Annotated in this window: 14 protein-coding genes; 8 read left to right on the top strand and 6 right to left on the bottom strand. The window is 67.8% G+C overall.

Annotated features, from left to right (window positions below; all coding sequences use genetic code 11):
* Nucleotides 1–51 precede the first annotated feature (51 nt).
* Together E8P82_RS12205 and E8P82_RS12200 are read left to right on the top strand one after the other, a co-directional pair.
* A complete protein-coding gene (locus E8P82_RS12205) occupies nucleotides 52–1770 on the top strand; it encodes an ABC transporter transmembrane domain-containing protein (protein WP_136455228.1) in 1719 nt (572 codons plus the stop codon).
* Complete coding sequence (locus E8P82_RS12200; protein ID WP_136455227.1) at nucleotides 1763–3508, top strand: ABC transporter ATP-binding protein; 1746 nt, start codon at nucleotides 1763–1765, stop codon at nucleotides 3506–3508. The genes E8P82_RS12205 and E8P82_RS12200 overlap by 8 nt, the downstream gene beginning before the upstream one ends.
* A 67-nt stretch (nucleotides 3509–3575) precedes the next feature.
* Here the strand turns inward: E8P82_RS12200 and E8P82_RS12195 are convergent, their stop codons facing one another.
* From E8P82_RS12195 to guaB, 4 genes are all read right to left on the bottom strand, one after another.
* On the bottom strand, nucleotides 3576–4067 hold the full coding sequence (locus tag E8P82_RS12195) for a PTS sugar transporter subunit IIA (protein WP_136455225.1): 492 nt from the start codon (nucleotides 4065–4067) through the stop codon (nucleotides 3576–3578).
* Between the two features lie 55 nt (nucleotides 4068–4122).
* Nucleotides 4123–5262, bottom strand: coding sequence for a GuaB3 family IMP dehydrogenase-related protein (locus tag E8P82_RS12190; RefSeq protein ID WP_136455223.1), 1140 nt, complete (start codon nucleotides 5260–5262; stop codon nucleotides 4123–4125).
* Nucleotides 5263–5347: 85 nt separating this feature from the next.
* Entirely contained in the window at nucleotides 5348–7177 is a 1830-nt protein-coding gene (locus tag E8P82_RS12185) for an ABC transporter ATP-binding protein (RefSeq protein ID WP_136455222.1), read from the bottom strand.
* A 48-nt stretch (nucleotides 7178–7225) separates the two neighbouring features.
* The gene (gene guaB, locus E8P82_RS12180) at nucleotides 7226–8752 is read right to left on the bottom strand and encodes an IMP dehydrogenase (RefSeq protein WP_136455220.1); all 1527 of its coding nucleotides are present in this window, start codon (nucleotides 8750–8752) and stop codon (nucleotides 7226–7228) included.
* Between the two features lie 346 nt (nucleotides 8753–9098).
* On the opposite strand from guaB, the gene E8P82_RS12175 reads away from it, so the two are divergent.
* Complete coding sequence (locus tag E8P82_RS12175) at nucleotides 9099–10733, top strand: ribonuclease J (RefSeq protein WP_136455287.1); 1635 nt, start codon at nucleotides 9099–9101, stop codon at nucleotides 10731–10733.
* 126 nt (nucleotides 10734–10859) lie between these two features.
* Nucleotides 10860–11717 (top strand): VanW family protein, encoded by an 858-nt coding sequence (locus E8P82_RS12170; protein WP_246021330.1) that lies wholly within the window; start codon nucleotides 10860–10862, stop codon nucleotides 11715–11717.
* Nucleotides 11718–12867: 1150 nt separating this feature from the next.
* Here the strand turns inward: E8P82_RS12170 and groL are convergent.
* Both groL and groES read right to left on the bottom strand, forming a co-directional pair.
* A complete protein-coding gene (gene groL, locus E8P82_RS12165; protein WP_136455218.1) occupies nucleotides 12868–14481 on the bottom strand; it encodes a chaperonin GroEL in 1614 nt (537 codons plus the stop codon).
* Nucleotides 14482–14552: 71 nt separating this feature from the next.
* Entirely contained in the window at nucleotides 14553–14849 is a 297-nt protein-coding gene (gene groES / locus E8P82_RS12160; protein ID WP_136455217.1) for a co-chaperone GroES, read from the bottom strand.
* Nucleotides 14850–15172: 323 nt separating this feature from the next.
* Here groES and E8P82_RS12155 point away from each other — a divergent pair, with 323 nt between their 5' ends.
* From E8P82_RS12155 to E8P82_RS12140, 4 genes are read left to right on the top strand one after another with little or no spacing between them, the layout of a single operon-like run.
* On the top strand, nucleotides 15173–16126 hold the full coding sequence (locus tag E8P82_RS12155) for a siderophore ABC transporter substrate-binding protein (RefSeq protein ID WP_136455215.1): 954 nt from the start codon (nucleotides 15173–15175) through the stop codon (nucleotides 16124–16126).
* A 35-nt stretch (nucleotides 16127–16161) separates the two neighbouring features.
* A complete protein-coding gene (locus E8P82_RS12150; protein ID WP_136455213.1) occupies nucleotides 16162–17175 on the top strand; it encodes an ABC transporter permease in 1014 nt (337 codons plus the stop codon).
* Entirely contained in the window at nucleotides 17165–18178 is a 1014-nt protein-coding gene (locus E8P82_RS12145) for an iron chelate uptake ABC transporter family permease subunit (RefSeq protein ID WP_246021328.1), read from the top strand. The genes E8P82_RS12150 and E8P82_RS12145 overlap by 11 nt, the downstream gene beginning before the upstream one ends.
* Entirely contained in the window at nucleotides 18175–18933 is a 759-nt protein-coding gene (locus E8P82_RS12140) for an iron ABC transporter ATP-binding protein (RefSeq protein WP_136455212.1), read from the top strand. The genes E8P82_RS12145 and E8P82_RS12140 overlap by 4 nt, the downstream gene beginning before the upstream one ends.
* Nucleotides 18934–18936 lie beyond the last annotated feature (3 nt).

The following is an 18936-nucleotide window of genomic DNA, read 5'->3' as shown; positions in this document are numbered from 1 at the left end:
ACTTCGTGCGGCTGTAGAACAGCGAATGGCGGAGGTCTACGATTGGTCCTCGTGCGTTCCTTTCCGTACCCCCTCATCAGCGCGCCGGACCTGCGGTCCCCGGCGCGCTATCTGGTGTGGCTCGGGAGCCTGCAGAAGGCGACGCTCGTGGCGGGAATCGTGCTCGGTTCCGTCTGGATGGCCTCCCAGGCCGTCATGCCCTTCGTGCTGGGACGGGCCATCGACGACGGCGTCATCGGCCAGGACTTCCCCGCCCTGCTCGCCTGGACCCTCGCCCTGCTCGGACTCATGATCGTGCAGGCGGCCTCCGACACCGCCACGCACCGGGCGGGGGTGAGCAGCTGGCTGCAGGCCGCCTTCCGCTCCGTCCGGCTCGTGGGCCACAAGATCAGCAGGACCGGGGACGCGCTGCCCACGGCCCTTTCCACGGGCGAGGTGGTCTCCACGGCGGCGTCGGATGCGTTCCGGATCGGGGAGGTCTACGAGGTCCTGACACGCCTGGCCGGAGCTGCGGTCGCATGGGGCGTGGTGACGGTGCTCATCTGGCAGACCTCGCCCGTGCTCGGCGTCGTGGTGCTCATCGGCGTCCCCGTGTGCTGTGCCCTCCTGCTCTTCGTGGTGCGGCCCCTGCAGACGCGCCAGCGCGAGCAGCGCGAGGCCGCAGGGACCATGACGGCGGTCGGCGCTGACACCGTGGCCGGGCTGCGCGTGCTGCGCGGCATCGGCGGGGAGCACATCTTCGTGGACCGCTATCGCGTGAAGTCCGCGGCGACACGCGACTCCGGCATGCGGGTGGCACGCTCCCTCGCCGATCTGGAGGCCTCGCAGGTCTTCGTCGCCGGGACCTTCAGTGTGGTGTTCACCTGGGTGGGAGCCTCGCTGGTCATCGCGGAGGAGATCACACCCGGTGAGCTCGTGGCCCTGTACGGCTTCTCCATCTTCCTCATGACGCCCATCCGGGCGGCCGCGGACTCGGTGGCTCGCTTCATCCGCGCCCATGTCGGCGCCCGCAAGGTCATCGCGGTCCTCTCCGTCGACGCGAACGTCGCGGAGAGCACGGCTCCGGTCCCCGCTCCGCCGATCGGCTCTCCGCTGGTCGACGAACGCTCCGGCCTCGTTGTCGGACCCGGACTCCTGACCGCGGTGGTCTCCGGCGAACCCGCGGAATCGGCCGAGGTCCTCACGCGTCTCGGCCGCTTCGAGGACGGACCCGGTGCGCCCGCGGTCCGCTGGGGGTCTGCGGACCTGCGCCACGTGTCCCTGGCCGACATCCGCGACCGCATCGTGGTGAGCGAGGCGGCCCCGCAGCTCTTCAGCGGCCCACTGCGGCGCCAGCTCGACCCGCACGCGCAGCACGACGACGGCGCGATCCTCGCAGCCCTCGACGCGGCCAGCGCCCTGGACATCCTGGACGGCCTGGAGGGCGGCCTCGACCACGAGGCCACCGAGCGCGGGAGGAGCTTCTCGGGCGGCCAGCGCCAGCGCCTCGTCCTGGCCCGTGCCTATCTCACGGACGCGGAGAATCTCCTCCTGGTCGAACCGACCAGTGCCGTCGACGCGCACACCGAACAGCGCATCGCCTCCCGTCTGCCCTCCGTGCGGACGCGCCCGGGGCTGACCACCGCGATCGTCACGGCGAGCCCCCTGCTCCTGAGGACCATGGACACCGTGGTGTTCCTCGAGGACGGACTGGTGAGCGCCCAGGGCAGTCATCAGGAGCTCATGGAAAGCAGTGCCGCCTACCGGGACGTGGTGATCCGCAGTGAGTAGTACCACCGCGCTTCCCGTCGCGGACGCGCGATCGGTGCGCGGCGAGGCCGCCCGGCTGATCCGCCATCACCGGCGCGGCCTCGGCGTCGTCATCGCCCTGTACATCGGCTCGGCCGTGGCGGGGCTCGCCGGTCCGCTGCTGCTCGGAACCCTCATCGACGCCCTCTCCGCGGGCACCACCATGACGTTCGTCGCGCTCGTGTCGCTGGGCATGCTCGGCTTCCTCCTGGTGCAGGCGGTGCTCCGGCGCTACGCGGTCCGTTCGGGCATGGTCTTCGGTGAGCGCGTCTTCGCGCAACTGCGCGAGGACTTCATGCGGGACGTGACGGCGCTTCCGCTGTCCACCGTGGAGAAGGCCGGGACGGGCGATCTCGTGGCCCGCACCACGAACGACATCGACGCCGTGTCCCACACCGTGCGCTTCGGCGTCCCGCAGGTCGTCGTGTCGGTGGTGACCATCCTCCTCACCCTGGGGATCGCCGTCGTCACCTCTCCCGTCCTGTCCCTGGCCCTGCTCGTGGGCCTTCCGCTGCTGTGGGCGGTGACGCGCTGGTACCTCGCGCGCAGCGCCCGGGGCTACATGCGCGAGCGCGAGACGTACGCCGTGGTCAACGGAGCCATCACCGAGACCATCGAGGGTGCGCGGACCGTGGATGCGCTCGGCCTCGGTGCGCTGCGCCGCGAGGAGATCGACGCCGCCCTCACCAAGAGTTTCCAGGCGGAGCGCTACACGCTGTGGCTGCGGTCCATCCTCTTCCCGGCTGCGGACATCGCCTTCTGGCTGCCCGCTGCCGGAGTGCTGCTGTGGGGCGGGTGGCTCGCGGGCCAGGGCATCGTCACCCCGGGTGCGGTCGCCACCGTGGCACTGTTCGCAGTGCGACTGATCGATCCGGTGGATCTGCTCATCATGTGGACCGACGAGATCCAGGTCGGTGCCGCGTCACTCGCCAGGATCGTCGGCATCAAGGACGTGGAACCGGACCGCACGGCCACGGCGGCGGAGCCGGCCGACGACGACATCGTGGTCGCCGGCGCCAGCTACGCCTACCGCCCGGGTCACACTGTGCTGCACGGCGTCGATCTGACCCTGGTGCGCGGGGAACGCCTCGCCGTCGTCGGCCCCTCGGGTGCCGGGAAGTCCACACTGGGGCGCCTGATCGCGGGGATCCACCCGCCGACGTCGGGCACCGTCACGGTGGGAGGCGTGCCCCTCGTGGACCGCCCGCTCGACGACCTGCGCCGCGAGGTGGCTCTCGTCACGCAGGAGCACCACGTGTTCGTGGGATCGGTCTCGGACAACGTACGCCTGGGCCGCGCCGATGCGGCCGACGCCGAGATCGAGGATGCGCTGCGCAGCGTCGGTGCGCTCGACTGGGTCAAGCAGCTGCCCGAGGGGATGGGGACGGAGGTCGGCTCCGGCGCCCACGAACTGACCCCTGCCCAGGCCCAGGAGCTCGCCCTGGCACGGCTGATCCTCGCCGATCCGCACACGCTGGTGCTCGACGAGGCCACGTCCCTGATCGATCCGCAGGCCGCCCGGGACCTCGAGCGTTCGCTGAACGCGGTGCTGGAGGGCCGGACCGTCGTCGCGATCGCCCACCGCCTGCACACGGCGCACGACGCCGACCGGGTGGCCGTCGTGGAGCACGGCCGCATCATCGAACTCGGCTCCCACGAGGAGCTGATCCTTCTGGACGGAGCGTACGCCTCGCTGTGGAACTCGTGGCGGAGCGAGTGAACGCAGGCAACTGACCGAGTGAACTCCCCGCCGGGCTGCAGCGCCGCTGGACTACCGGTCCAGTGGTCTAGTGGTCGAAGAACACCAGGGAGGAATTGATCAGCTCGGCGATCACCTCGGCGTCGTGCGCCCGGCGCAGGGACTCGCGGAAGTTCTCCTTGAAGAGGCTGCGGGCGGTGGTGGCCAGCACTTCGAGGTGCTCGGAGAAGGACTGGGCCGGCGTGGCCATCAGGAGCACGAGGGTGGCCGGTCCGTCCACGGCGCCGAAGTCGATGCTGTAGCCGAAGCGGGTCACCCCCACGGCGATCGAGGTCCGGTTCACGTACTCGCTGCGCGCGTGCGGCAGACCGACGCCCCCGGGCAGTCCCGTGGCCAGCTGGTGCTCGCGTGCGTTGACCTGGCCGAGGAACCCGTCGAGGTCGGAGATACGCCCGGCCCGGTGGAGTCGCCCCGCGAGCTGGGCGGCGGCGTCCTTCCTGGAGTCCGCCTCCATCTCCAGGATCACGAGATCCGGGGTGGTGATCTCGACGTCGTAACGCTCGGGGAACGAATCACTCACTGTGTACCTTTCGAAGCAGGTTCCTCGGGTCCCTCGAGCTGATTCGGCCGGCCGGTCAGTCGAGCGAGGCGTAGGGCGAGAGGACCACTTCGACCCGCTGGAACTCCTTGAGGTCGGAGTAGCCAGCGGTGGCCATCGCACGGCGGAGTGCTCCGACGAGATTGGAGGTGCCGTTGGTGTGGTGGGACGGACCCCAGAGGACCTCCTGCAGCGGACCGACCGAACCGACATCGACGCGGTCGCCGCGCGGCAGCTCCCCGTGGTGGGCCTCCTGGCCCCAGTGCCAGCCCCTGCCGGGCGCCTCCTCGGCGCGCGCCAGGGCCGAGCCGAGCATGACGGCGTCGGCGCCCATGGCGATGGCTTTGACGATGTCCCCACTGGCGCCCATGCCGCCGTCGGCGATGACATGGACGTAGCGCCCCCCGGATTCGTCCAGGTAGTCCCGGCGGGCTCCTGCGACGTCGGCGATGGCCGAGGCCAGTGGCGAGTGGATGCCGAGCGCCCTGCGGGTCGTCGTCGTCGCTCCTCCCCCGAACCCGACAAGGACGCCGGCCGCGCCCGTGCGCATCAGGTGCAGTGCGGGCGTGTATCCGGCGGCCCCGCCGACGATCACGGGGACGTCGAGCTCGTAGATGAACGTCTTCAGGTCCAGGGGCTCCTCGTTCCTGGACACGTGCTCCGCGGAGACAGTGGTGCCGCGGATCACGAAGATGTCCACGCCGGCGGCGAGGACCGTGCGGTAGAACTGCTGGGTGCGCTGCGGGGTGAGCGAGCCGGCGACCGTCACTCCGGCCTCGCGGATCTCCGCGAGGCGGCTCGTGATGAGCTCGGCCCGGATGGGCGCCTCGTAGATCTCCTGCAGGCGACGCGTCGCCGCCGGGCTGAAGTTCTCGGTACCCAGGTCCGCGATCTCGTCCAGGACGGGCTGGGGGTCCTCGTAGCGGGTCCACAGCCCCTCGAGATTCAGCACACCCAGCCCCCCGAGCCTGCCCAGGGCGATCGCCGTGGCCGGGGACATCACCGAATCCATGGGAGCTGCAATGACCGGCATCTCGAACTGGTAGGCGTCGATCTGCCAGGACACCGAGACGTCGCGCGGATCGCGGGTGCGCCGGGACGGGACCACCGCCACGTCGTCCAGCGAATATGCCCTGCGCCCGCGCTTGGCCAGGCCGATCTCGATCTCGTAAGTCACTGCTCCAGATTAGCCCAGCGCCGGGTGCCGCATCGGCGGCGGCTGCGGTGGAGGCAGCGGGCCCGGCTTACCGGCCCGATCCCGCTCAGGCCTCCGGCAACTGGCTCTCGAACATGCGGTAGTACCGTCCCCGCAGTGCGACGAGCTCGCGGTGCGTACCCGATTCGACGATCCTGCCGTTCTCCAGCATGTACACGATGTCCGCCTTCTCGATCGTGGCGAGCCGGTGACTGATCGCGACGATGGTCCTCGAGCGGTCCGCGAAGAGCTGCGAGAAGATCCGGTTCTCCGCAAGGGCGTCGATGGCCGACGTCGGCTCGTCCATGACGATGAACGGCGCATTCCGGTAGAGGTTCCGTGCCATGGCCAGGCGCTGCCACTGCCCGCCGGAGAGCCCGCTGCCCTTCCGGCCGCGCGGATCCTCCATCCAGTTGCTGACGTAGTTCTCGAACCCGCTGGGCAGCTTCTCGATGAACTCGGCGGCCTCCGCATTCCGGGCGGCCTCGCGGATGCGGTCGTCGTCGCGGGGCCCGTGCACGTCGCCGAAGTAGATGTTGTTCGCGGCGGTCGCGAACTCGTAGCGCAGGAAGTCCTGGGACATCACCGCCAGGTGCTCGTGCCAGTCGTCGATGCGGATCCCGCGCAGATCGCGGCCGTCGAGCAGCACCGCTCCCTCGCTGGGCTGGTAGAGCCCCGCGAGGATCCGCACGAGGGTGGACTTCCCCGCGCCGTTCTCCCCGACGATCGCCACGTGCGTGCCCCGCTCGAACGCCATCGAGATCCCCTTGAGCACTTCCGCCTCGGAACCGGTGTAGGTGAAGTGGATGTCACGGAGCTCGACGGCGGACGGCGCGCCGTCCAGCCGGCCCGTGGCGGTGGTGGACAGCGGGAATTCCATGAACTGCTCGTAGTCCTTGAGATTGGCCAGGTCCTCGTCGATGGAGCTCAGGGACGAGACGAGACTGTTCGCCGTGGTCAGCGCCCGGCTGACGATCTGCTGGATGTAGAGGAACTGGCCCACCGGTTGCGCCCGCGCGACGATCTGGCCCACGACCCACACGAGAGCGAGCAGCTGGGCGCCGTACTGCAGTGCGTCGGCCAGGAGCTGCTTGGGGATGTAGCGCTTCTGGAAGTCGAGCCGGCGCTTCTCGTCGACGTCGCGCAGCTTGGAGCGCAGATTCATCAGATACCGGACGATCCCGTAGAGGCGCATCTCGGCGATGTTCTGCGGCTTCATGAGATTCGCCTCGATCATGCGCCGCTGCCTGCGGGAATCGACCTGGGTGTTCCAGTGCGCTATCTGCTCGCGGGAGAGCTTGAACTGCAGGTAGACGCTGGGGATGATCGCCACCAGGACGATCAGCGCGATCCACCAGCTGACCAGGAGCAGGGCTCCGATCGCGAGGACCACGGACACCAGTTGCGTGAAGATCGCCGCGATCCGATCCAGCACCCGCGCGTAGGAGTCCGAGAAGCGGCGCGCGCGGTCGTAGAGATCAACGGTCTCCTTGTCGTCGTAGCGCCAGAACTCCAGCGCCAGGAAGCGCTCGTACATGCGGTCCCCGACGATGGCGCCGACCCGGAAGCTCAGCACCTGCTGGATGTAGCGGTCCACGCTCGTGAAGGCTCCCCACAGCAGTCCCAGGACCACGGTGATGACCACGTAGACGATGGCCGACCGTCCGGCGTCGGCCTCACCCGCATAGGCGTTCGCGAGCGCCGTCGTCGTGAGGGCCGCGAAGTACGTGGTCACCAGGGGCAGCACCGCGGAGATGAGGGAGCCGCCGATCTTCATGGCGACCGCGCCCGGCGACGCCTTGGCGCTGACCGAGAGCACCTGCCCGACGGCGTGTGCGTACGGGCGGAGCCGGAGCTTGCGGCGGGCGGTGGCCTCGGGTTGGGTGAGTCCGCTCATGGCACACCTCCTTGTACGAGGACGTGTCTCACGAGCGTGCGGGGATGATTACTTGGAGCCGTAGTTGGGTGCCTCTACTGTCATCTGGATGTCGTGCGGGTGGGATTCCTTCAGGCCCGCGGCCGTGATGCGCACGAACTTGCCCTTGGCCTTGAGCTCGGGGATGGTGCGCGCGCCGGTGTAGAACATGGTCTGGCGCAGGCCGCCGACGAGCTGGTGGGCCACGGAGGCCAGCGGCCCGCGGTAGGCCACGCGCCCCTCGATGCCCTCGGGGATCAGCTTGTCGTCCCCGGCGACGTCGGCCTGGAAGTAACGGTCCTTGGAGTACGAGGTGTTCTTGCCCCGCGTCTGCATGGCACCGAGTGAGCCCATGCCGCGGTAGGTCTTGAACTGCTTCCCGTTGACGAAGACCAGCTCGCCCGGAGCCTCGGCCGATCCGGCCAGGAGGGACCCGAGCATCACGGTGTCGGCGCCTGCGACGAGGGCCTTGCCGATGTCCCCGGAGTACTGGAGCCCGCCGTCGGCGATCACCGGCACGCCAGCGGGGATGGCGGCCTTCGCGGACTCGTAGATCGCGGTGATCTGCGGGACACCCACGCCCGCCACGACGCGCGTGGTGCAGATGGAGCCCGGACCCACGCCCACCTTGATGCCGTCGGCGCCGGCGTCGATCAGCGCCTGTGCTCCTGCACGGGTGGCTGCCTGCCCGCCGATGATGTCGACGTGCGCTGCGGACTTCTCGCCCTTGAGGCGGGCGATCATCTCGAGGACGCCCGCGCTGTGCCCGTTGGCGGTATCGACGAAGAGGGCGTCCACACCGGCCTCGACCAGCGTCATGGCGCGCTCCCAGCCGTCGCCGAAGAAGCCCATGGCGGCCCCGACGCGGAGGCGCCCGTCGTCGTCCTTCGTCGAGAGCGGGTACTGCTCGGCCTTCGTGAAGTCCTTGACGGTGATCAGGCCGCGCAGGAGTCCCTCACCGTCCACGAGGGGGAGCTTCTCGATCTTGTTGGCCGCGAGGAGGCCGATGGCGTCGTCACCGCTGATACCCACCTGCCCGGTGATCAGCGGCATCGGCGTCATGACGGTGTGGACGAGTGTGCGGGGGAAGTCACTCTCGAGCACGAAGCGGGTGTCCCGGTTGGTGACGATGCCGAGGAGGCGGCCGTCGTCGTCGACCACGGGCAGGCCCGAGACGCGGTAGTGGCCGCACAGGGCGTCGAGCTCCTGGAGGGTGGCGTCGGGGCCGATGGTGAGCGGATTGGAGATCATGCCGGACTCGCTGCGCTTCACGCGGTCCACCTGGTCGGCCTGATCCTGGATCGAAAGGTTACGGTGGATGACGCCGAGCCCGCCCTGGCGCGCCATGGCCACGGCCATCCGCGACTCCGTCACGGTGTCCATCGCCGAGGACACCAGAGGAGTCCTGACGGTGATGCGCCGGGAGACGCGCGACGACGTGTCCGCCTCCGAGGGGATGACGTCGGTGTGTCCGGGCAGCAGCAGAACGTCGTCATACGTCAGACCGACGAATCCGAAAGGATCGTGGGTCTCGTTCTCGCCGAACTGCTCGCTCACTGCTGCGCCTCTTTCGATGGAGCCCGATCTGGGGAGGTGGTGCCCGATCCGGGTCGGTGGGGCCTGCGGCGCACTGCAGCCCGCCGGCCGTTTCATAGTAGAACGTCGGGCGGGGCCGCCCTATTTCCGCCGGTCCTCCGTGCCCCCGCAGAACCACGTACTCTAGAGAGGAGTATCTCCCGGCGGATACCCGGGACCATCCGAGCCCGATCGCCGGGTCCGCCGGCCTCGACGCCACACCGCTCGAGAGCCCCTGGCCCGCGTCGGCTCACCAACGAGAGAATTCTGATCTGTGAATAAACGACCTGCTGCACTGAAAGCACCACGGGAACTGGCCAAGGGAGCCATGCGCATCGTCGCACTCGGTGGGATCGGTGAGATCGGCAGAAACATGACCGTCTTCGAATTCGACGGCAAATTGCTGATCGTCGATTGCGGCGTCCTGTTCCCCGAGGACCACCAGCCCGGCATCAACGTCATCCTCCCCGATTTCTCCTACATCCGCGAGCGCCTCGACGACGTCGTCGCCGTGGTCCTGACCCACGGTCACGAGGATCACATCGGGGGCATCCCCTATCTCCTGAGGGAACGCGCGGACATCCCCCTGATCGGATCGCGGCTCACGCTGGCGTTCATCGAGGCGAAGCTCAAGGAGCACCGCATCACGCCGAAGACCATCCAGGTCAAGGAGGGCGACCGGCGCACCATCGAGGGCTTCGACCTGGAGTTCGTCGCCGTCAACCACTCCATCCCCGACAGCCTCGCCGTCGCCATCCGCACCGCGGCCGGCATGGTGCTGCACACGGGCGACTTCAAGATGGACCAGTTCCCCCTGGACCGGCGCATCACCGACCTCGGTGCCTTCGCACGTCTCGGCGCAGAGGGTGTGGACCTGTTCCTCACGGACTCGACGAACGCGGATGTCCCGGGTTTCACCACCTCGGAGAAGGACCTGGCCCCGGCCATCGACGCCGTGTTCCGTACGGCTCCGCGCCGCATCATCGTCTCGAGCTTCGCGAGCCACATCCACCGCATCCAGCAGATCATCGACACCGCGCACCGGCACAAGCGCAAGGTCGCGTTCGTGGGGCGGTCGATGGTGCGCAACATGACCATCGCCGCGGACCTGGGCTACCTGAACATCCCGCAGGGACTCCTCGTCGATTTCAGGAAGCTCGAGCGCAGCGACGACCACAAGGTGGTCCTCATCTGCACCGGCTCGCAGGGTGAGCCGATGGCAGCCCTGTCCCGGATGGCGAACAAGGACCATGCCATCCGGATCGCCGAGGGCGACACGGTGCTGCTGGCCAGTTCGCTGATCCCCGGCAACGAGAATGCCATCTACGGCATCATCAATGCGCTGACCGAGATCGGTGCGAACGTGGTGCACAAGGGCAACGCGAAGGTGCACGTCTCCGGGCATGCCAGCGCTGGCGAGCTTGCATACTGCTACAACATCGTCAAGCCCCGCAACGTGATGCCCGTGCACGGCGAGTGGCGGCACCTGCGCGCCAACTCGGAGATCGCCGTCTCCACCGGCGTCGATCCGCGCAACGTGGTCATCGCCCAGGACGGCGTGACCGTGGATCTGGCCCGCGGGCGCGCGACGCTCTCGGGCAAGGTGGATGCCGGTCTCGTGTTCGTCGACGGCGACAGCGTGGGTGGCATCACCGAGGAGGATCTGCGCGAGCGCCGCCGCCTGGCGGAGGAGGGCGTGGTCACGGTCCTGGCGATCATCGATCCTGACAACGGGGACATCGTCGAGCCGCCCGAGTTCTTCACCAAGGGCTTCTCCTGCTCGAACGAGGATCTGGATAAGGCCGGTGCCGCCGTCGAGAAGGCGCTGCGGGATGCGTCCTCGAATCGCCAGGGCGGCCGCAAGCAGGATCCGGAGGAGATCATCGAGCGGGCCACGGCCACCTGGATGCGCCGGTTCTACAATCGCCAGCCGGTGGTCACGGCGATCGTCGTCGACGCCTGACCCCCGGATCCCCCTGAACGCCCGTACTACCGGTGCCCCTCATCGAGGAGCACCGGTAGTACTGTTCTTCCGAGGACACGTCCGCGCCCCTTCGCCGGCGCCGGTCGATCAGCTGGATACGGGGGTATGTCAATGGCTCGACGGCTCTTCGGTGAGATCTCGCCGCTGACCTATCGGATCGCCATGGAACGGATGATCCTGCTGCGGCATCTGAGGAACCTCCGGCGCGGGAAGCAGCTCTCCAGCCGCCGCTTGCCCGAGCCACTGCCTGTCACGGTGTATCGGCACACGTCGCTGATCCGGCGCAAGCTCGGCAACGTGGACACGGAGCTGCAGGACAACAAAGCCGTCAGTCTGGGGCTGACGGCACCGAAGATCGACGGGATCGTCATCGCTCCCGGAGAACGCTTCTCCTTCTGGCACCTGGCCGGCCGGTGCTCCGTCAGGGAGGGGTACCGGGAGGGTATGACGATCAGCAACGGTAAGCCGGCGCGCGGAGTGGGCGGAGGGATGTGTCAGTTCACCAACCTGCTGCACTGGATGGTGCTGCACAGTCCGCTCACCGTGGTGGAGCATCACCACCACAACGGTCTCGATCTGTTCCCGGACTTCAATCGTCAGATTCCCTGGGGAACCGGCACCTCGATCGCCTTCAACTACCTCGACTACCAGGTGGAGAATCGAACGCCGTACACCTTCCAGTTCCGGACCTGGACCACGGACGAGCATCTCCGCGGGGAGCTGCGGGCCGACGCCGAGTTACCCATGAAGTTCCACATCCGGGAGCGTGACGCCTACTTCTACGAGAAGGACGGCGAGGTGTTCCGCCACAATCGTGTGTACCGTATCGAGCGCGACAAGCGGACCGGCGAGGAGGTTGCGGAGACCATGATCATGGAGAACGAGGGGCGGATCGCCTACGACCGGTCCCTGGTCCGTGCTGAGATCCTCCCCGCGAGGCCGGAGAGCACGCCGGTCTCCTGACTCCGGGTCCGGGCCTCGGTCTGGGCAGCGCGTCGTCGATCCCACACCTCGGGCCCCAACAGTGGGCAGGACCGGCCCCTCCCACTATTCGGACAGCGTCATTGGGATCGACGACGACACCGGCACGCAGATCCCCTCCGCTCCCACGACTCGAGCACCACCAGTGGGATCGGCGCCGACGGACGTGGTCCAGACATCCCTCACCCTCGACATCGTGCTTCGACGCCCAAGCCCAGCGTCCACACCGTGGCACCCGTCCCTGCGATCCCACTACTCAAGCCCCAACAGTGGGCAGGACCGGCCCCTCCCACTATTCGGACAGCGTCATTGGGATCGACGACGACATCGGCACGCAGATCCCCTCCGCTCCCACGACTCGAGCACCACCAGTGGGATCGACGACAACGCGGACGCGCTGATTTGCCCCGCTCCCACGACTCGAGCACCACCAGTGGGATCGGCGCGAGCACAACGCCACCACTATGCGTCATCCCACGACCGACCCCTCAACCAGGCGTCGATGAAGCCTGGAAGTCACCAGTACGCGGCCCCTTCCCACCGGTCGGCATCACCACGGGGATCAAGCGCAGCTCCGACGACGACGGGCACGGTGCTGCACCACTCGTCCTGAACGTCCTGCCTCGACGCCCGCAGCTCGGCATTCACGCAAGGGAACCGGTCCCGACAATCCCACTACCTAAATACCAGGAGTGGGCAGGACCGGCCCCTCCCACTACTCGAGGACCACCCATTGGGATCGACGACGCCGCCGGCCAGCAGATCCCCTCCGCTCCCACTACTCGAGCACCACCAGTGGGATCGACGACGACACCGACCCGCTGATCCGCCCCGCTCCCACTACTCGGGCCCCAACAGTGGGCAGGACCGCCCCCCTCCCACGACTCGAGCACCACCACTGGGATCGGCGACGACGCGGACCCGCTGATCCGCCCCGCTCCCACTATTCGGACAGCGTCATTGGGATCGACGACGACGCCGGCCAGCAGATCCCCTCCGCTCCCACGACTCGGCCGCTACCAGTGGGATCGGCCAGGAGCTCGCTGAAGACGGCCCTGAAGACAACAGCACCCCGGCTCCGAGGAACCGGGGTGCTGCCTGGATCTAACTACGCGGGACGAACCCGGGCGTCCTAGTGCGAGTGGCCGTGGCCCTCATCGTCGGATTCCTCGGGCTTCTCGACCACGAGGGTTTCCGTGGTGAGTACCAGCGCCGCGATGGAGGCGGCGTTGCGCAGAGCGGAGCGCGTGACCTTCACCGGGTCGATGATGCCGGCGTCCACGAGGTTCTCGTACTCGCCGGTCGCGGCGTTGAAGCCGTGACCGACCTCGAGATCGGAGACCCGGGAGACGACGACATAGCCCTCGTGGCCGGCGTTCTCCGCGATCCAGCGCAGTGGCTGGGCGAGCGCGCGACGTACGAGACCGATGGCCGTCGCGGCGTCGCCCTCGAGTGCGAGGACGTCGGAATCGGTGTCCAGCGCCTTGCCGGCGTGGACCAGAGCGGACCCGCCGCCTGCGACGATGCCCTCTTCGAGTGCTGCGCGCGTCGACGACACGGCGTCCTCGATGCGGTGCTTCTTCTCCTTGAGCTCCACCTCGGTGGCAGCGCCGACCTTGATGACGCCGATGCCTCCGGCGAGCTTCGCCAGACGCTCCTGGAGCTTTTCGCGGTCCCAGTCGGAATCGGTGCGCTCCACCTCGGCGCGGATCTGCGCCACACGGTCGGCGACGTCGGACTCGCTGCCCGTGCCGTCCACGATCGTGGTGGCGTCCTTGGTGACGGTGATCCGGCGAGCCGAACCCAGTACCTCGAGACCCACCTGGTCCAGCTTCAGACCGAGATCGGGCGAGACGACCTGCGCGCCCGTGAGCGTCGCGATGTCCTGCATCATGGCCTTACGGCGGTCACCGAAGCCAGGGGCCTTGACGGCGATGACGTTCAGGGTGCCGCGGATCTTGTTGACCACGAGGGTGGACAGTGCTTCGCCCTCGATGTCCTCGGCGATGATGAACAGCGGCTTGCCGGCCTGCAGCGCCTTCTCGAGCAGCGGCAGGAACTCCTGCAGCGAGGAGATCTTGCCGGAGTTGATGAGGATCAGCGCGTCCTCGAGGACGGCTTCCTGGCGCTCGGCGTCGGTCACGAAGTACGGCGAGAGGTAGCCCTTGTCGAACTGCATGCCCTCGGTGAGGACGAGCTCGGTCTGCGTGGTGGAGGACTCCTCGATGGTGATCACACCGTCCTTGCCGACCTTCTCGAAGGCCTCCGCCAGGAGATCGCCCACCTCGGTGCTCTGGGCGGAGATCGACGCGACGTTGGCCGTCTGCTGACCGACGACCTCGCGGGCGTTCTCCAGCAGGCGCTGGGCGACGGCCTCGACCGACACCTCGATGCCGTGCTTGAGCTGACCCGGGGCAGCACCGGCTGCCACGTTGCGCAGGCCCTCCTTGACCAGTGCCTGCGCCAGGACAGTTGCCGTGGTGGTGCCGTCACCGGCGACGTCGTTCGTCTTGGTCGCCACTTCCTTGGCCAGCTGCGCGCCGAGGTTCTCGTACGGGTCGTCGAGCTCGACCTCGCGGGCGATCGTGACGCCGTCGTTCGTGATGGTGGGAGCGCCCCACTGCTTGTCGAGCACGACGTTGCGTCCACGCGGACCGAGCGTCACCTTGACGGTGTCGGCGAGCTTGTCCACGCCGGCCTCGAGGGCACGGCGGGCGGCGTCGTTGAATTCCAACTGCTTTGCCATTGTTGATTCCTTTCAGGCTTGTGCAGCAAGAAAAACCCCGGCCACTGCGGCCGGGGCTTTCCTCATGGGTACTACTTGACGACGACGGCGAGAACGTCGCGGGCGGAGAGCACGAGGTACTCCTCGCCGCCGTTCTTGACCTCGGTTCCGCCGTACTTCGAGTAGATGACGACGTCGCCCTCGGAGACGTCGATGGGAACGCGGTTGCCGTTGTCATCGATGCGGCCCGGTCCCACGGCTACGACCTCGCCCTCCTGGGGCTTCTCCTTGGCCGTGTCCGGGATGACGAGACCTGAAGCAGTGGTCTGCTCGGCTTCGAGGGGGCGGACCACAATGCGATCCTCAAGGGGCTTGATAGAGACCGACACTCGGGCTCTCCTTTGCGTTCGATTCCAATGGATTGAAGGCCTTCGGGCTGGGCGCATACCGTCGTCGCGGTGCCGGTGAACGCGTCCCTCGCAGGCTGGCACCCACACGGAGCGAGTGCCAACTCCGACTGTATGCAACGGCTGGCACTCGGTCAAGGTGAGTGCCAACCGCCATCAGGCCCGACGACGGCGCACCAGGCCACCGCGGCGAAATACGTCATGATTCGTTTGCGTATTCCACCGCGCGCCTCTAGGTTCGAAGAAGTAAGGATCCCCTTACCTCGACCACCGGCCTCTCCGGCCCTTCTCCCTGGAGTCCTCCCATGGCCCATCTGCGCCCCACCGTCCTTGCCACCGCAGCCGCTGCAACCCTGGCCCTGTCCGCCTGCGGTGCCGGCGCGGATACCGCCGACGACGCTGCCGGCACCGCCTCCGCGGCGACCGTCAGTGTCGAACACGCCCAGGGCACCACGGAGGTACCGACGGAACCCGAGACGGTCTTCACCTTCGACCTCGGAGCCCTCGACACCCTCGATGCGCTCGGCGTGGAGGTCACCGGCGTCCCGCAGGGCACCCTTCCCGATCAGCTCTCGGACTACGACGGCGGCGACATCACCAATATCGGCTCCATGCTGGAACCCGACTTCGAGGCCATCGCCGCAGCGGAACCAGATCTGATCATCATCTCCGGCCGCGTCGCGGACTCCTACGACGAGCTCTCCGACATCGCCCCGACGATCGATCTGAGCGTGGACCCCGCTGCCCCGATGGAGAGCTTCGAGGACAACACCGAGTCGCTCGGTCGCATCTTCGGCGTCGAGGACGAGGTGACGGACCGCCTCGCAGCGCTCGAGAGCAAGATCGAAGCCACCAGGGAGGACGCCGCCTCGGCCGGGGATGCTCTCATCGTATTGACGAGCGCCGGCGAGGTCACCGCGTATGGAGCGGGTTCCCGCTTCGGTCTGATCCACGATGTCCTCGGGGTCACCCCCGCGGCCGACATCGCATCCGAGGGTCCTCACGGCGAGGCCGTGTCCTTCGAGTACATCGCGGACGTCGACCCGGCCCACCTGTTCGTGATCGACCGCGACGCCGCCATCGGCGACGCCGGCGCCGCAGCCTCCGCCGTCCTCGACAACGACCTCGTCAACGGCACCGAAGCTGCACAGAACGACGCCGTGACGTACCTCGACGCGGCGAGCTGGTACCTGATCGGCTACGGCCTCAACAACCTGGACGCGATGATCTCCGCCGTCGACGAGGCCGTCGCGGCGTAGTCCGCCACGGCGGACAACCGGCTGCCGGGATCGTCATGCCAGCTCTCCTCCACCGACCGCAGCGGTCACTGCAGCACCACCGCGCCAACCGACCGGCCGCCCTGTGGCTGGCGGGCGGCGCGGTGCTGCTGCTCGCCGTCGTCAGCCTGTTCATCGGCGTCTCCGCCGTCTCTCCGGCTGACCTGTTCTCCGGTGACCGGGACGCCTGGACGACCCTCCTGGTGAGCCGGGTCCCGCGTACGGTCGCGGTCGTCCTCGCCGGCGTCGCCCTGAGTATCGCCGGGTTCATCATGCAGCTCATGGCCCGCAACCGGTTCGTCGAACCCTCGACGGTCGGGACGGTGGAGTCCGCGACGGCGGGCATCCTCGTGGCGACGCTGTTCCTGCCCGGCGCCCCGATCGTGGTCAAGATGCTCATCGCCGCGGTCTTCGCGATGCTCGGCACGTCCCTCTTCCTGACCGTCCTGCGCCGTATCCCGCTGCGCACCACCCTGCTCGTCCCGCTCGTGGGCATCATGCTCGGTGGCGTCATCGCGGCGGTGACCACGTTCTTCGCCTACCGCTTCGATCTGCTGCAGACCCTCAACACGTGGATGATCGGCGACTTCTCCGGTCTGATCCGCGGCAGGTACGAGCTGCTCTGGATCGTGGCGGTGCTGGCCGTGGTCGGCTACATCTCCGCCGACCGCTTCACCGTCGCAGGCATGGGTGAGGAGTTCACCACCAATCTCGGTCTGAGCTACCGGAACACCATGAACCTGGGCCTGGTGCTCGTGAGCCTCATCAGCGCCGTCGTCGTCGTGGTGGTGGGCGCCATCCCCTTCCTCGGACTGATCATTCCCAATCTGGTGTCGCTGCTCATCGGCGACAACGTACGCCGGGCCGTTCCCTGGATCGCCGTCGTCGGCGCCGGGTTCGTCCTGGCCTGCGACATCATCGGCCGCGTCATCCGTTTCCCCTTCGAGGTACCGGTCGGCGTGATCGTCTCCGTCGTGGGCAGCGCGCTGTTCATCACCCTGCTCGTACGGAGGAACGCCGGTGCGCAGTAGATCCAGCACCCTGCCCATGGCACTCACGCAGTCCGTGAGGAAACCGGTAAGGTCCGTCCCGCCGTCGGTCTGGCTGGTGATCCTCGGAGTAGCCGCACTCGCGCTGATCATCGCCTTCATGGTCGTCGGCATCGAGGGAAGTCCCGCCTACGTGCTGCCCAGGCGCCTGAATCGCGTCGGGGCCATGGTGCTCGTCGCGATCGCGGTTGCCGTCTCCACGATCCTCTTCCAGACGGTGACGGGAAACCGGATCCTCACGCCGTCGATCATGGGACTCGATGCGCTCTACATCCTGATCCAGACCGCCCTGGTCTTCCTTCTCGGGGGCCAGGCGCTGCTCTCCCTGGGATCTCCCCTGCGGTTCGTCATCGAGGTAGCCCTCATGATCGGCTTCTCCTGGCTGCTCTACAGGTGGCTGTTCCTGGGAAGCGGCCGCAGCCTGCACCTGCTCCTGTTGGTGGGCATCGTGTTCGGGGTGTTCTTCCGCGGGGTCTCCACGCTGCTGCAGCGCCTCATGGACCCGAGCGAATTCATCATTCTGCAGGGCCTGTTCTTCGCGAGCTTCAACCGCGTGGACCCGACACTGCTGCTCCTCTCGGCCGTCGTGGTCGCAGGGCTGTGCATACCGGCGTGGCGACTGCGGCACCGCCTCGACGTGCTGGCACTGGGCCGCGACTCCGCGGTGAGTCTCGGCATCGACTACCGGCGCACGGTCACCCTCGTCCTCGTGATCTGCTCGGTCCTGGTGGCCGTCTCGACCGCACTGGTAGGACCCGTGACCTTCTTCGGGCTCCTGGTCTCCGCCCTGGCGTACCAGCTCTGCAACCGGTTCCACCACGCGGCCGTCCTTCCCATCGCGGTGCTCCTGGGCATCGTCGCGCTCGTCGGCGGCCAGCTCGTCCTCGAACAGGTCTTCGAGTTCGATACCGCGCTGAGCATCGTCATCGAGTTCGTCGGTGGCATCGTCTTCCTCGTCCTCCTCCTGAAAGGCCGTGTCCGATGATCAGCATCGACCATGTCACCAAACGCTACGGAGCCACCACGGTGGTCGACGACGTCAGCTGCCGCCTGCCCGGTGGTGGTGTGACCTCGATCATCGGGCCCAACGGTGCGGGCAAGTCGACGCTCCTGTCGATGATGAGCAGGCTCCTTCTCCCGGATGCAGGGCGCATCGAGGTGGCAGGACTCGATGTCGGCACCACCGCCGGCCAGAAACTGGCGAGGACCCTGTCGATCCTGCGGCAGGAGAACCAGCTCACCATCCGTCTCTCCGTGCGGGACCTCGTCGGGTTCGGCCGCTTCCCGCACAACAACGGCCGCCCCACACCCGAGGACCGCGACCACATCGAGCGCTCGCTGGACTACCTGGACCTGACCGACCTCGGCGACCGGTTCGTCGACGAGCTCTCCGGCGGCCAGCGGCAGCGGGCGTTCATCGCCATGGTCCTCGCGCAGGACACCGACTACATCCTGCTCGACGAGCCACTGAACAATCTCGATATGAGGCATTCCGTGGACATGATGCGCCTGCTGCGGGGCCTGGCGGACGACCTCGGGAAGACCGTGGTGCTCGTGATCCACGACGTGAACTTCGCCTCCTGCTACTCCGACGAGATCCTGGCCATGCGCGAGGGCGCACTGATCCACCAGGGCACGCCGGAGCAGATCATGACGCCGGAGGTGCTCCACGACATCTACGACGTCGACATCCAGGTGGAGCAGATCCGCGGCAACCGGATCGGTGTCTACTTCGCCTAGGCT

Source organism: Arthrobacter echini (assembly GCF_004803505.1).
GTDB lineage: Bacteria > Actinomycetota > Actinomycetes > Actinomycetales > Micrococcaceae > Arthrobacter_D > Arthrobacter_D echini.
The sequence above is the reverse complement of the archived record's forward strand: the minus strand, read 5'-3'. Positions and strand labels throughout refer to the sequence as shown.

Bases quoted from the DNA above. Each gene is read 5' to 3' on its own strand.
- groL (WP_136455218.1), bottom strand. From the start codon at position 14,481: ATGGCAAAGCAGTTGGAATTCAACGACGCCGCCCGCCGTGCCCTCGAG.
- E8P82_RS12185 (WP_136455222.1), bottom strand. From the start codon at position 7,177: ATGAGCGGACTCACCCAACCCGAGGCCACCGCCCGCCGCAAGCTCCGG.
- E8P82_RS12140 (WP_136455212.1), top strand. From the start codon at position 18,175: ATGATCAGCATCGACCATGTCACCAAACGCTACGGAGCCACCACGGTG.
- E8P82_RS12170 (WP_246021330.1), top strand. From the start codon at position 10,860: ATGTCAATGGCTCGACGGCTCTTCGGTGAGATCTCGCCGCTGACCTAT.
- E8P82_RS12150 (WP_136455213.1), top strand. From the start codon at position 16,162: ATGCCAGCTCTCCTCCACCGACCGCAGCGGTCACTGCAGCACCACCGC.
- E8P82_RS12175 (WP_136455287.1), top strand. From the start codon at position 9,099: ATGCGCATCGTCGCACTCGGTGGGATCGGTGAGATCGGCAGAAACATG.
- E8P82_RS12155 (WP_136455215.1), top strand. From the start codon at position 15,173: ATGGCCCATCTGCGCCCCACCGTCCTTGCCACCGCAGCCGCTGCAACC.